At 59.1% G+C, this 13341-nt stretch carries 13 protein-coding genes; 9 read left to right on the forward strand and 4 right to left on the reverse strand.

Annotation, left to right across the window (positions count from 1 at the left end):
* Window positions 1–107 precede the first annotated feature (107 nt).
* The 9 genes from rplM to menD all read left to right on the forward strand — a co-directional run bounded on the left by rplM (window position 108) and on the right by menD (window position 6919).
* Window positions 108–557: a 50S ribosomal protein L13 gene (rplM, locus tag AC6HU3_RS07760; RefSeq protein WP_497473203.1), complete on the forward strand. Its 450-nt coding sequence runs from the start codon at window positions 108–110 to the stop codon at window positions 555–557.
* Window positions 545–961, forward strand: a complete 417-nt coding sequence (gene rpsI / locus AC6HU3_RS07765; protein ID WP_497473204.1) for a 30S ribosomal protein S9 — start codon at window positions 545–547, stop codon at window positions 959–961. The genes rplM and rpsI overlap by 13 nt, the downstream gene beginning before the upstream one ends.
* On the forward strand, window positions 915–1799 hold the full coding sequence (gene rpsB, locus AC6HU3_RS07770) for a 30S ribosomal protein S2 (protein WP_497473205.1): 885 nt from the start codon (window positions 915–917) through the stop codon (window positions 1797–1799). Before rpsI ends, rpsB begins: the two co-directional genes overlap by 47 nt.
* Window positions 1789–2391 carry a translation elongation factor Ts gene (gene tsf, locus AC6HU3_RS07775; protein WP_497473206.1) on the forward strand — a complete coding sequence of 201 codons (603 nt, stop codon included), beginning with the start codon at window positions 1789–1791 and terminating at the stop codon, window positions 2389–2391. Before rpsB ends, tsf begins: the two co-directional genes overlap by 11 nt.
* Window positions 2391–3134 carry a UMP kinase gene (gene pyrH, locus AC6HU3_RS07780; protein WP_497473207.1) on the forward strand — a complete coding sequence of 248 codons (744 nt, stop codon included), beginning with the start codon at window positions 2391–2393 and terminating at the stop codon, window positions 3132–3134. Before tsf ends, pyrH begins: the two co-directional genes overlap by 1 nt.
* Window positions 3135–3164: 30 nt before the next feature.
* Window positions 3165–3722 carry a ribosome recycling factor gene (frr, locus tag AC6HU3_RS07785; RefSeq protein WP_497473208.1) on the forward strand — a complete coding sequence of 186 codons (558 nt, stop codon included), beginning with the start codon at window positions 3165–3167 and terminating at the stop codon, window positions 3720–3722.
* Between the two features lie 76 nt (window positions 3723–3798).
* Window positions 3799–4491, forward strand: coding sequence for a polyprenyl diphosphate synthase (uppS, locus tag AC6HU3_RS07790; protein WP_497473209.1), 693 nt, complete (start codon window positions 3799–3801; stop codon window positions 4489–4491).
* Window positions 4488–5279, forward strand: coding sequence for a phosphatidate cytidylyltransferase (locus AC6HU3_RS07795; protein ID WP_497473210.1), 792 nt, complete (start codon window positions 4488–4490; stop codon window positions 5277–5279). The genes uppS and AC6HU3_RS07795 overlap by 4 nt, the downstream gene beginning before the upstream one ends.
* Window positions 5255–6919, forward strand: a complete 1665-nt coding sequence (gene menD, locus AC6HU3_RS07800) for a 2-succinyl-5-enolpyruvyl-6-hydroxy-3-cyclohexene-1-carboxylic-acid synthase (RefSeq protein WP_497473211.1) — start codon at window positions 5255–5257, stop codon at window positions 6917–6919. The genes AC6HU3_RS07795 and menD overlap by 25 nt, the downstream gene beginning before the upstream one ends.
* Here the strand turns inward: menD and AC6HU3_RS07805 are convergent.
* Genes AC6HU3_RS07805 through AC6HU3_RS07820 form a run of 4 tightly spaced genes read right to left on the reverse strand, consistent with a single transcriptional unit; the run spans window position 6916 to window position 13332 of the window.
* Window positions 6916–8226, reverse strand: coding sequence for a hypothetical protein (locus tag AC6HU3_RS07805; RefSeq protein WP_497473212.1), 1311 nt, complete (start codon window positions 8224–8226; stop codon window positions 6916–6918). The genes menD and AC6HU3_RS07805 overlap by 4 nt on opposite strands.
* Window positions 8223–10364, reverse strand: a complete 2142-nt coding sequence (locus tag AC6HU3_RS07810; RefSeq protein WP_497473213.1) for a hypothetical protein — start codon at window positions 10362–10364, stop codon at window positions 8223–8225. Before AC6HU3_RS07810 ends, AC6HU3_RS07805 begins: the two co-directional genes overlap by 4 nt.
* Window positions 10365–10388: 24 nt before the next feature.
* Window positions 10389–11645, reverse strand: coding sequence for a hypothetical protein (locus AC6HU3_RS07815; RefSeq protein WP_497473214.1), 1257 nt, complete (start codon window positions 11643–11645; stop codon window positions 10389–10391).
* Between the two features lie 10 nt (window positions 11646–11655).
* On the reverse strand, window positions 11656–13332 hold the full coding sequence (locus tag AC6HU3_RS07820; protein WP_497473215.1) for an ATP-binding protein: 1677 nt from the start codon (window positions 13330–13332) through the stop codon (window positions 11656–11658).
* Window positions 13333–13341 lie beyond the last annotated feature (9 nt).

Raw genomic sequence — 13341 nt, forward strand, 5'->3', positions numbered from 1 at the left:
GACAGGCCCTGGGGTTTGACACTTCCGGACAGGAACCGTACAATAGCCTCCACCCCTCCGAGGAGAGGGGAGTGGTGTGTTGCGGGAAAAACAAGGAGTTTTTGCGGATGAAGACGGTTCTTGCGAAACCCGGTGAGGTGGAGCGTGCGTGGTGGCTCGTGGACGCCGAAGGGCAGGTCCTGGGGCGTCTGGCCACCCGTATCGCGAAAATCCTGATGGGCAAACACAAGCCCATCTATACGCCCCATGTGGACACGGGAGATTTCGTTGTGGTGGTGAATGCGGACAAGGTGGTTCTGACGGGCAAGAAGTGGGAGCAGAAGAAATATTACCGCCACTCCGGCTATCCCGGTGGGCTCAAGATCCGCACCGCCCGGCAGATCCGGGAGACCCACCCTGAACGGCTCATCCAGCTGGCCGTTCGGCGCATGCTCCCCAAGAACAAACTCGGCCGGAGAATGCTCAAGCGGCTCAAGGTGTATGCCGGGCCCACCCATCCCCATGAGGCCCAGAAACCCCAGGTGCTCAAGCTGGAGGACACCCCATGGCTGAAGTGAGAGAGGTCCACGGGAAAACGGTGGTGTTTGCGTCCGGTTCGCGCAAGCGGGCCCGGGCTCGTCTGCGTTTGAAGCCTGAGGGCCATGGCTGGATCTATGTGAACGGGCAGCGCCCCCTGGAATATTTCAAGCGGGAAGATCTGGTGATTCACGCCCTGGAGCCCCTCCGGGTGGTGGGCATGGACGGCAAGGTGGATGTGGTGGTGAAGGTGGAAGGCGGTGGAATTTCCGGGCAGGCCGGTGCGGTTCGTCACGCCCTTGCCCGTGCCCTGGAAGCCATGGATCCCGGTCTTCGCCCCACGTTGAAAAAATATGGATTCCTGACCCGTGATCCGAGGGAAAAGGAGAGGATGAAGTATGGAAAGACCAAGAGACGCCGCGCCTGGCAGTACTCCAAGCGGTGAGCTTTCCCTGGTGACCCTTCTGGAAGCGGGCGTGCATTTTGGCCACCGCCGGCGTCGGTGGAATCCGAAAATGGCGCCTTACATCTACACCGAGCGGAACCGGATCCACATTATCGACCTCCGGAAGACCATGGAGCATCTCGAGCGGGCGCGGGCGTTTCTGCGGGACGTTGCGGCCAGGAAAGGGTATGTGCTCTTCGTGTGCACCAAGCCTCAGGGGAAAGATGCGGTTCGTGAGGAAGCGGAGAGGGCGGGAGCTTTCTATGTGGTGGAGCGCTGGCCGGGCGGGCTTCTCACCAATTTTGACGTGATTCAGACGCGCCTGCAGTATATCCGGACCATTGAACGGATGCGGGATGACGGCACCTTCGAGAAACTCCCCAAGAAGGAAGTCGTCAAGCTCATGAAGAAATACGAGAAGCTCATGCGGATCTTCGGGGGAATCCGGGATATGGACCGCCTTCCGGATGCGCTGGTGGTGATTGACGTGGTGCGGGAAAACATCGCCGTGCAGGAAGCCCGGAAGCTCAACATCCCGGTGGTGGCGCTGGTGGACACGGACGGCGATCCGGAGATGGTGGATTACCCCGTGCCCGGAAACGACGATGCCATTCGCTCCATCCGTCTCATGGCACGGCTCTTCGCCGACGCCATCATTGAGGGCCGCCAGGGTGAGGATGCGGCCATGCTCCGGAAAGCCGAGCCATCCGGAACGCAGGAAGCGTCCGAGCCCTCCGCACCTGCTGAAGCCGCCTCATCTGGGTCTGCCGACGCGGAGGAGCCCGTGAAAGAGGTCACCGAGCCGAAAGAAACGGAGGAGGAAACCCATGGCGGATAAAGTTTCCATTGAACTCATTAAGGAACTTCGGGAACGCACTGGGGCAGGTGTGCTGGACATCAAAAAGGCCCTGGAAAAAACGGGCGGAGACGTGGAGAAGGCGGTGGAGGAACTCCGAAAGATGGGGGCGGCCAAAGCGGCCAAGAAGCTGGATCGCTCCGCCAAAGAAGGGCTGGTGTATGCCTATATCCATCCGGGGAACCGGGTGGGCGTGCTGGTGGAGGTGAACTGCGAGACGGACTTTGTGGCCCGCACGGAAGACTTCCAAAAATTCGTTCATGAGGTGGCCCTCCAGATTGCGGCCATGCGTCCCATCGCGGTGCGTCGGGAAGACATCCCCCCTGAAGTGATCGAGAAGGAGAAAGAGATCACCCGGGAACAGTTCAAGGACAGCGGCAAGCCCGAGCACGTGATCGAAAAGATCGTGGAGGGGAAGCTGGAAACCTTCTTCAAAGAGAGGGTGCTGCTGGAGCAGGATTATATCCGGGACCCCAGCAAGACCATCAAAGACCTTCTCATGGAGCTCATTGCCAAGCTGGGAGAGAACGTGGTCATCCGGCGGTTCTGCCGGTTTGAGCTCGGAGAGGGGTGATGGAGGGGGGAACCCCCTCGCGGATTCTCCTGAAAATCTCCGGCGAGATTCTCGGAGGGGATGAAGGACGGGGGCTGGATCCCTCGGTTCTTCAGGCCCTGAGTCGTGAGATCCGGGACGTGGTGGAGGAAACCCGGATCCAGCTTGCCATTGTGGTGGGCGGGGGGAACTTCATCCGGGGAACCCAGGCCCGTGCCCTCGGGATCGATCGGGCCACGGTGGACTATATGGGGATGCTGGCCACCGTGATGAACGCCCTGGCCCTCCAGAGTGCCCTGGAGGCGGAGGGTCTGGAAACCCGGGTGATGACGGCCATTGAGATGCGGGCTGTGGCCGAGCCCTATGTTCGTCGCCGGGCCATCCGCCATCTGGAAAAAGGCCGGGTGGTGATTTTCGGGTGTGGCACGGGCAATCCTTTCTTCTCCACCGACACCGCCGCCGTTCTCCGGGCGAGTGAGATCGGAGCAGGGGCTGTCTGGAAAGGGACCAAGGTGGATGGCGTGTACACCCGGGATCCCGTCGCCCATGAGGATGCGCAGCGCTATGAAACCACCACATTTGACGAACTTCTTGCCCGAAATCTCCGGGTGGTGGATCCCACGGCTGCGGCCCTGTCCAGGGAAAACGGACTCCCCATGGTGATCTTTCGCCTTGCGCCGGGCAATCTTCTCCGGCTTGCCCGGGGCGAGCGGGTCGGCACCCTCATTCTCCCCGAAGCGTCGCCCAACCCCGTGGACCTCTGAGTCCTCAAAAGAGAAACCAGGAGGAAAACCATGGATGTGCCCGCCCTGCTTCAGGATGGTGAGCGTCGGATGGAAAAAAGCGTGGAATCCCTGGACAAGGAATTCCGACGGCTTCGTACAGGACGTGCCACGCCTGCACTCCTCGAAGGAATTCAGGTGGACTATTACGGCAACCGGGTTCCCCTTCAGCAGATCGCATCCGTGATGGTGCAGGGGCGCACCCTGGTGGTGAAGCCCTGGGACAAATCCGTGATCGGCGAAATCCAGCGGGCCATTCAGGCTTCGGGGCTGGGGCTCACCCCCCAGAGCGACGGGACGGTGATCCGGATTCCGGTGCCTCCCCTCTCGGATGAACGCCGTCAGGAACTGGTCAAACTCGTTCGCAAGCTTGCGGAAGAGGCACGCATTGCTGTGCGCAACATCCGCCGGGACCTCATGGAGACCGTTCGGGGCTGGGAGAAGGAGGGGAACCTTTCCGAGGACGACCGGCGGCGGGCGGAGGACCAGATCCAGAAGCTCACCGATCGTTATATTGAAAAAATCAACGATCTGCTCGAGCGCAAAGAAAAAGAAATTCTTGAAGACTGATTCTGGCCGTTCTGTTCTGAAGCACGCCCCCGTTCCTGAAGGGGATGTTTCGGGTCCCAGCCGACTTCCCCAGCATGTGGCCATCATCATGGACGGAAACGGGCGATGGGCCCGGAGGAGGGGGTTGCCCCGTGTGCTGGGCCATCGCTTCGGCGTGGAATCCGTTCGGGAGGTGATCTGGACCACGGCGGAGCTGGGGATTCCCTATCTCAGCCTGTTTACCTTTTCCACAGAGAACTGGCAGCGTCCTCCGGAAGAAGTCCGGTTCCTCATGAACCTCCTGACCCATCTCCTCTATCAGGAAGTGGCCAACCTGAAGCGCAAAGGGGTTCAGCTGTGCACCCTGGGGAAGGAAGAAACCCTTCCGCCGGAGGTCCAGGAAGCCCTTGCTTTTGTGAAGAGGGAGACGGCAGGTGGGGACCGCCTCCGGGTGTATCTTGCCCTGTCCTATGGGGGGCGCCTGGAAATCCTGGAAGCCGTGCGAAGATTGGCCCGGAGGGTGCAGGAAGGAAGCCTTCGGCCCGACGAAATTGACGAAATGGTTTTTCGACAGGCCCTTCTTGCGCCGGAACTCCCGGATGTGGACCTTCTGATTCGCACGAGCGGGGAATACCGGATCTCCAACTTTTTGCTCTGGCACATCCCCTACGCGGAGCTCTATATCACCGAAACGCTCTGGCCGGATTTCCGGCGGGAAGCCTATCTGGAGGCCCTGGAGGCCTATGCCCGCAGAGAGCGGCGATTCGGAACCGTTCCGGAATCCTCATGAGCCCTCCACCCCGGGATCTGGGTCCCCGTATCCTTACAGGCCTTGTGTTTGCGTCCACCTTCATCGGGGCGCTGGCGGTGGGAGGCTGGGTTCTGTGGGCCTATGTCCTGGCGGTGCTTTTGCTCGTGGGATGGGAATATGCCCGTCTGTCCGGATTCCCCCGGACTGTGGAGTTCGTGTTTCTTGTGGCGCTCGGGGGATTTTTTGGTTTTGTGAGTGTGGGGCGGATGCTGGGGGCGTGGCTGTTTCTCCAGTGCGCGGTGCTGGCGCTGGCTCTCCTTTTCCTCCCCCGCTGGCCGGAGGTCCGGTTCGGGATCCTGGCCCGGGCGGTCTTTGGCCTTGTGTATTTCGGTCTCCCCATGGCCTGGTTTGTGGAAATGGCCGGGCACTCTGTCTGGCATGTTCTTGCCTTTTTTATCCTGCTGTGGGCATCGGACACGGGAGCCTATGTGACGGGACACCTGATGGGGCGCCGTCCCCTCCATGAGCCGATTTCGCCCGGGAAGACAGTGGAGGGCTTCTGGGGGCGTCTCGTGTGGTCGCTGGTTGCAGGGGCGGTGGTGATGCGGGTGATGGACTGGACGGCCTGGACCTTTCTTGCCGCCCTGGCGGTGGGGGTTTTCTCGGAAGTGGGAGACCTCCTGGAATCGGTGTGGAAGCGGGAAAAAGGGGTGAAGGACAGTTCCAATCTTCTTCCCGGGCACGGCGGTTTTCTGGACCGTCTGGACAGCGTGTTTGCAAGCCTTCCGGTGTTCTGGATCCTATGGAAAACGCTCCTCAGGGGCTGAGTTACCGCTGGGCACGCCTCCTGGCCCACGCCCTCCGGCGCCAGGGACTTGGGGAGGCGGTGGTGATCCCGGGTTCCCGGTCCACGCCCCTTGTGGCGGCCCTGGAAGATGAGGGGGTCCACCTTGTGTCCGTGCACGATGAACGGGTGGGCGGGTTCTTCGCGCTGGGGCTTGCCTGGGCTCGGCGGAAGCCCGTGGCGGTGGTGACCACTTCCGGGAGCGCGGGGGGACACCTCCTCCCGGCCGTGATGGAGGCCCATGAATCCGGCGTTCCCCTTCTTCTCCTGACGGCCGATCGCCCTCCCCACCTTGTGGGCTCGGGCGCCTCTCAGACCACAGACCAGACACGCTTTTGGGAAGGTCATCTCAACGCCCGGTTTCTTCTGCCTCCCCCCGAAAGCATCCCGCCGGCAGCCCTGATCCGGATGGCGCTTCAGGCCTGGCGAGCGGCCATGTCCGGTCCCCGGCCCGGTCCCGTGCATCTCAACGTGCCCCTTGTGAAGCCCCTGGAACCCGCTCCGGTGGAGGAGGGGGATGTTCCTCCCATCCCGCAGGTGGTGGGCTCCCCGATTCAGGAGCCTGTGATGCCTGCGGACCTGGATCTTGCGGATGTGTTCGGAGGCTGTGAACGGGTGCTTGCGGTGGTGGGCGAAAGCCCACCGCCCTTCGCCCGCCGGTGGCTTGCGCAGCTTGGGGAGCAGGTGCCCGTGGTGGCCTCACCCCTGGCTCCCCTGGAGGGAGCCATCCGGACCTACGGGCTCCTGGCCCGCCATCCCCGGCGGGAGGGGCTGGCTCCCGATGGGGTGATCCAGGTGGGACACCTGCCCCTGGACCGGGCATGGCTTGCCTGGATGGGGACGTGGACGCCGAAGGTGTGGGTTCAGATTGCTCTGGATGGGCGGTGGAAGGACCCCTTTCACCGGACGACCCACTGGGTTCCGGAAGGGCTTCCCTCGTCGGGCGATGTCCCCGGTGGAACGGCCTATCGCAACCGGTGGAAAGAGAGCAACCGCAGGCTTGCGTCCTGGCTGGACCGGAAACTGGAAGAGGAAGAAGGGGTGTGGGCGGGTCTTCGCAGGCTTCTCCGGGTTCTGCCCCGGGGGGCGTGGGTTCACATCGGGGCGAGCCTCCCCATCCGGGATCTGGAATGGGTTGCCGGCGCCGTTCCGGATCTTCCCCGGGTGTGGATGAACCGGGGGCTCAACGGGATTGACGGGCTGGTGTCCACGGCGATGGGGGAGGCCATGGGGGCGGGACCGGGGGTGCTGTGGCTGGGCGATATGGCGTTTTTCCACGACGTGGGAGCGCTTTTTGATCTGGTTCGTCTGCGCCTGCCCCTCCTTGTGGTGGTGGTGAACAACCAGGGGGGGAGGATTTTTGAGGAACTCCCCATCCGGGAATTTCCGGAGGTGATGGTGCCCTATCTCATCACACCCCACGAGATGTCCGCCGCCTCCGTGGCTTCAGGGTTCGGTCTTCCGTCCCGGGAGGTTCGACGGGTGGATGAACTCCTGGATGGGGTGGAGGACCTGTGGGGCGACCTGCCCGCCGTGATCGAGTTTGTGGTGGATCCTGACGAGGAGCGCGCCCGGCGGGAGGCGATGGAGCGGGAACTTGCGGAGGTGGAGCTAACCCCTTAGACCTCTGTACTATCAGGAGATCTATACGAGGCGGGGACATTCAAGATACGAGCCAGTAACCGTCTCGGATACAATGAAGCTTTGAGGATTTTCTCCAGCTGTTCGACGGGGTAGATTTCTCCTTCGCGATGCACAAAAGGCCATTGTTCCCGCCACACCGCTCGGGTGATCCTGTCCACCTTCGGCCTGTAAGGTCGGAAGGTCTCAGGTTTCAAAGCGTCTGCCCGTTCGATTCCGAAGGTGGTACGATGGACGTCTAAACGAATCAAGCCCCGTAGCCCGTAGGATAGGGTGCCTCCTTGGGGAAATCGCAAGCGCGTATACCAGGTGAGATGCACTCCTCCGTATATCCCCTCCTCATCAAGTTCACCTCGCCTTCCTTTGACGTCCACCTCCTCGGAGATTCGCATCACCGGGGAACGCTGGCCTGGGCCGATTCGTAAAACTTGCTCGGGGCGCTTTGGGCGCAATCGGTGCGTTTTGATGAGGCCCACAGCATTTTTCAGCAGTTTATCTTCAAGGCGGTTCTCGTTAGGCTCATCCAGATGTGGACCTAAAATTTTGGCCGCCCTTTTACGCCACTTATCCAGAAAGAAGAGTGGGCCGTCTACCAAGATGAACGCATCGGGGTGCTTCTTTCGAAATTTCGCCAACACGGCGAATTCCAGCCGCTGCCGCAGGGTCGCGACCCGCCCCTGAGCCCGGGATCGGATCAGTCCCTCTTTAAACAGCTCGTCCCCGAGCAGGGCGCCCTCGCGCCGCTCACCCCGTTTTTCCTCGGTTCCCCGGAAGGTGGTGTCGCACACGATCCATTTGGTCATCTCATCAGGGAAGGCAAACGTTCGCTCGTCCGTGTCCCACACGATATTGTTGTTGCTTTCAAGGATCATACCTCCAGCCTCCTGAATGCCCTGAAAAGGTCCGAGCAGGAGCAGGCGGGCGGCGACGAGATCGGGCTCCATGTAGAGGTGGCCCCTCTCATCGCGAAGGAGGACGCCAGCAGCGATGTGGGCTATGTGCAGGGGCACCTGTGCCCCATTCGGCAAGGGTATCCGGTAGGGGAGCATCATGGTTCGCTGCACACCATCAAGAAATGCCGTGAGCACGAGCTCTTCCCCTTCCGATCCCGGGTCTACCGCGAGGGGTTCCCATGACTCGGCTTCCACGGAGGCATACTCCCGCTCATCGATGAAGGTGGAGGGAAACGCCTGTTCCTCTTCGGAGAGCTCCGCCCCCGCCGTGAGGACACCTCGCCTTTTCAGCTCTTGAAGGAAACCTTCGATGGGTTGTGGAATCCAATCTCTCATTGTCTCCCACCGCTCCTATTGGCTTCAATCTCCTTTGTCAAATGATGCAGGGGCATGGGGAAGTGCACCAGAACCGGGCGATTGTGCAACGTATGCCAAAGTAGCATCCAGCCCTTATCCAGGAGGGTCGCCTTCTGCTTGAGTCCTTCGGCCAGCCATCCATAGGGGGGTTTGCGGATTTCCACAGGATGGCTCCGGCCGACCGCAAAGGTGGAGGTGTTGGCCAGCACCTCTTCGTCCACCTTGGAGGCGAGCTGCTGGGCCCCAAGGAGGGAGAGGCCTACGCTGCGCCCCCGCGCAGCAATCTCCACGATCTCCCCCTTTAGAACAGAGAATTCCCGCCCGGATGGAACGAACTTGTTAAGTTCGTCCACGAAGATCACCACGTGTCTGGGATAGTGCTGGAGATCCGAGTCATCAAGACGCCCTGTAATCTCCGCTGCTTTCCGCTCTTCCAGCAACCGGAAGACTGTGCGCACAACGGTTTGAAAAACGAGCCGCTGCCCCTTATCGCTGAGTTGGGTGATGTCCACCACCCAGAGCTGGCCAGGCCGCAGTTTTTCAAGGGGGATGGGGTGGTCGGTGTTTTCCACTTTCAGCACAACCCCTCTCAGTTGATTATCCAGGGCGTGCTGCAGGCGGTTGAGGATCTTGTTGGCCGTGGCCCTGTGGTGTTGCATGCCGTCCAGCTGGAACCAATCTCCCCTAGTTTGGCCCTGCCGCATCGCATTTCTGACCCCTTGTATCAGGCCCTCAAAGGTAAAGCTCCTCTGCTTGGCCACATCCGCCATGGAGGCGATGAGCGCAAGGGCTTTCTCATCCAGATCACTGGGATCGAAAAGGGCGTACAGGGCTCCGACTCCGGCTTTTATGAGCGATTGTAGGCCGTAGCTGAAGGCTTCTGCATCGCTTCGCTGGCTGAGGACTCCGCCCTCCGGGCGGTAGTGCATTGGGGCGAAGAATCGGAATTGCCCTTCGTGGGCCCAGCGGATGGGGTCAATGCCGTAATCTTCCTTGGCCTGTCGCCAGAGCCGAACTGAGGGCCCCCAGCGGGGGTGATCTTTCACTGAGTCAAGCTCCTCCCAAGTGGGGAGGTCGTCAAGGAACATTAAGTCAGCCTCCTTCACGTTGAAGGCAAGGGCAGCAACCCCGCCGTTGTGTTGTTCACTGTGGGCCAAGAGTGCATAGAGGAGGAATAGGGCGTAGCTCGTCTTCGTGGCCACCCCCGAGGCCCCAGAGATGTTGACGTGCGCTGCCTCGTAGCCCACCACATATCGAGCATCCAGCCCGATGGGAACCGGATCCCGTCGATCATCATAGGTGAACCCAGCGAGGACCTCGTGCTCTGGGGAGATTTGGGCTCCATAAGCTTCTCGGATTTCTTTTGCGCTGGCAAAAGCCACCGGCCAGGTCCCTCGGATAGGTTCCATCCGGCCGTCGCTGCGGCGGACAACCTCGGCCCTTGCGCTTATGACCACCGGGATCTGGGTCGGCATCTCGATCTCCGGGCGGCCGAAGGCGTGAGCGTAGAAGCTGTCTAACACCTCTCGGACGTCGCTGACGGCCTGAACGTCGGTGACCAAACCCGTTACCCGAACACCCCGGTTGTGGGCGGTGACAATGCTGCCTACCTCGACATGGATGTTCTCGTTATCCTCCACCCAGAAAGTGAAATCCCCGGGTGTACTAGGGCTCCGCAGCGTGGGGGCAACTCGTCCAATCCACTGCGTCTCTTTCTCTTTGGCCTCCTTTGGCGTTTCCGTCTGAACCGTTGTAGCCGGTTTCTCTGTTGCGGTTTCCGGTTCTGGTGCGGTGAGCTCTGCAGGAAGCAGGACACGGACGCCGAGGCGCTGCTCGAAGAACTCTTGGATGTCCTGCAGGACCTCTAGTTCGTCATCCCTGGCATCTTGCAGCCGAAGCGCCAGCTCATCGGCAATGCGTGTCAAAGTGGGGTTCTTGATTTGGGCGATAATAGCTTCCAATGCCTTTCTGCGCTTTTCCCGATCGTAGCTGGCCTTGGGATAGTGGCTGATCCTTTTCTCCCGCTTCAGCCAGCGGTCGAACTCCCTGTTCTCCCCGACCAGTTCTTCAATGTCCTCCCTTTGAAGCTGCTCGGCAGGATCTTTCCATCGGATCATTGGTTTTCACCTCCCGATTCCATTTTACACTAAACTCCTCATCTCATAGATACTCATCAAGCGCGCCGTTAACCAAGCCTCGGTTTCAGCAATAGGGAACAGCTCAGTAAGCATTCTGCTTGGGTTGGCTGCTGGCACAGGCCAGCGTTCTACAATAATTGACTTTAAAATTCCTTCCAACATGTTATGACGTTGCCTGCCCCGCTGAGAATCAGCAAAGATTTCTTCGTCATTAATTGTGTGCCACGAATTGCGTAAGTCGTCTTCCAACAGGGATGGCATAGGAATATCAAAACGCGCAATTCCACTCACTGGTGACCACAAAGCAGGAATTTCATGTGTCAATTCCCGCCTTAACCAAACAAAGGCTGAAAGCACCTCTTTTGCAACCGCATCATCTTCTTCAATGACTTCTCCAAATTGGTAAATAGGGACAAGAAAGCGCGGCCCATGGCTTAGGCACGTCTCTAATCCTGCTGATGGCACGATCTGAACCCTCTTCACTGCCCCGACAACATGACGAAGAAAGTCAAAAGCCACATCGAGGCGAGCAATCTCCTCTAAACCCTGAAGATCAGGGGCTACAAGTCGTCCATATTTAAGAGGCGGTGCAACAGGACCATCCAGTAATATCCAATCGTTTGGATGGCTCCTTCTCAACTCCCACACGACTCCTACTTCCATAATCCTCAGTAATTCTTTAGCACGATTGAGCGCCTTTTGGCGTACCTCCCCAGTACGAACCAGATCCCCCGCCTGGAGTAAAACGCTAGGGCGTCCGCTCCGGTCTAGACGTAGACTCACTGAAGTATCCGAATAGAAGAGATCACCACTCTGGATCTTGTTGTAAATGTCGCCTTGCCAATTAAGTTCCTGACCGGAAGGAGTTCGAGCAGACCATCTCGAATCGGCTGCCTGCAAGGCCTGCAGAGGGAGGAGGAACACGAGAGCTTCCCGAGCGATGAAGGGTCGGAGTTCTTTCTCGACCCTTTCCATAGCGCCGGCGATAAGATGCGTAACGTGTACAGGTACCCGAACATTGCCGACGATAACTTCTGCCACCGGCACCGTGCGTTGTACTCCATCAACGAAAAAGCGAAATAACGGTGAGACTTGCGGGGAGGGTTCGATCTCCACCCTTGTCACCTCACGCGCAGGAGAAGACGAGGTTGCGATCACGAGATCGGGTGATCGCTCCTCCGGTACATCACTGGGTGGAAGAGGCCTCGCATCGACGGCTTTCAAGTAGTCCTTTAATGCCGTTAGACGATTTGCCCTCATCCTAATCCCCCTACGGTCTCATCTCGTGCAGTGGCGTTGGAAACCAGAAGATAAGCGGTGATGGGTAAACTGGATGCTTGAGAATAAGTTGGCCCTTCTTTAGATTTGGAACTTGGTCTCGAAGATCGCCGAGGTACTTATAGATAGAGCTGGTGAGTTCAGACTCGTCTGTGTAACCGACGACCTTTGTCTCAGAGTTGCCATATACCTCCTCATCTACTCGGGAGGCAAATTGCTGTGCCCCGATTAGGGTTAACTGGAGATCCCGACCGCGAGCCACAATGTCTATGATCTGTTCCTTCATAGGAGACCGCGCACCGCTCGGGGCATACTTATTCAGCTCGTCGGCGATCACTAAGATCCGGTCCACATGCCTTTGCGGCCCCTCAAGTCCCTGAGAAATTTCTCTAATAACAGCGTTGACGACTAAGCGCTTTTCCTCGTCAGACAGGCGGTACAGTTGGACGACATGAAGCGCATTGGGCTGTAGGGAGTTGAATTGAATAGGGTGTCCATTTGGCTGATTGCGCTCCACAACGTGCGATGCGCGACTGAGAAAGGCCTCCACTCGGCGCCGTAGTGCCGGAGGAACACCATTCATCCAAGAGCCCTCAACTCCCGGCACCCGGACTTCGTTGGTGCCTGGCACTCGAGTCAAGTTTCTGCGGTCCAAATCCTGGAGCATTTGCTCGAACGAGGTTTCTTGTCCAAGCTTGGCCTCCAGGTAGGCCGTAAGAAGAATTACTTGCGGATCGGTAGGATGATAGGCAGCAGTGAAGAGAGCTGCTTCAAAATCCCCTCTTTCAAGGTCATCAAAACCATAGCTATAAATTTGCGGTTGCTGCATTGCGCCCGCATCCGGGTCGCCCTGGTAGGTGAAGTACCTTACGGGAACCTGAAGCCGAATAGGATCCACACCTTGCCGCCGTGCCTGTCGCCACATAGCCATTACCCGAGACGCCAGAGCAGGCTCTCCAATACCTCGTGCCCATTGTCGGCACCATCGTGGGGCCTCCCTCCAATCTTGCGGCAACTGGTGGAGATGCAAAAAGTCACGCCGCTTTACATTAAAAAGAACGACCGCCACTCGCTCGCCAACTCGCCGTGCCCACGCAAGGACCGCATAGCTGAGAAAGAGAGCGTAACTGCTTTTGGTTGCCAAGCCCGTAGCACCTGTGATATTAACATGAGCCCCTTCTGGGCCAAGTAAGAATTGCGCGTGAGCGAACACGGGCAACCAACTCGCCGGATCGGTCTCATCGGCGCCCACGGGCAAGAAACCCGCCAGCACTCGATGTTGCTCAGGAATTCGCTGGGCAAGTAGGTTTACATCCCCAGCTTCGGCAAAGCGAACCTTCCATCGTCCCGTCGGTGGAGAAGCAACAGAAGGATCTCGATACAGTACCCGGAGCTTGGCCAATCGAATGAGCGCTGGTCGAGTTGGTGGATCAACGGTAGGGTTGCCATATCCGCTTCCGTAAAACTCTAACAGGTGATCCGAAGCCGAGCTTGTGCTCTGCATGTCCTCGACGATGAGCAGTGCCTTATCGCCGCTGTCGCTCTCAGAGACCAAAATGCTCCCGATCTGCACCGTGTTCACGAGTGGGTCATCCTGGAGCCAGCACCAAAATTCATAGGGTTTGGCTGGCTCACGTTGAGTAATCAACACCCGTCCAATTACGGACATGGTAACACC

It is taken from the genome of Caldifarcimen microaerophilum (assembly GCF_055387105.1).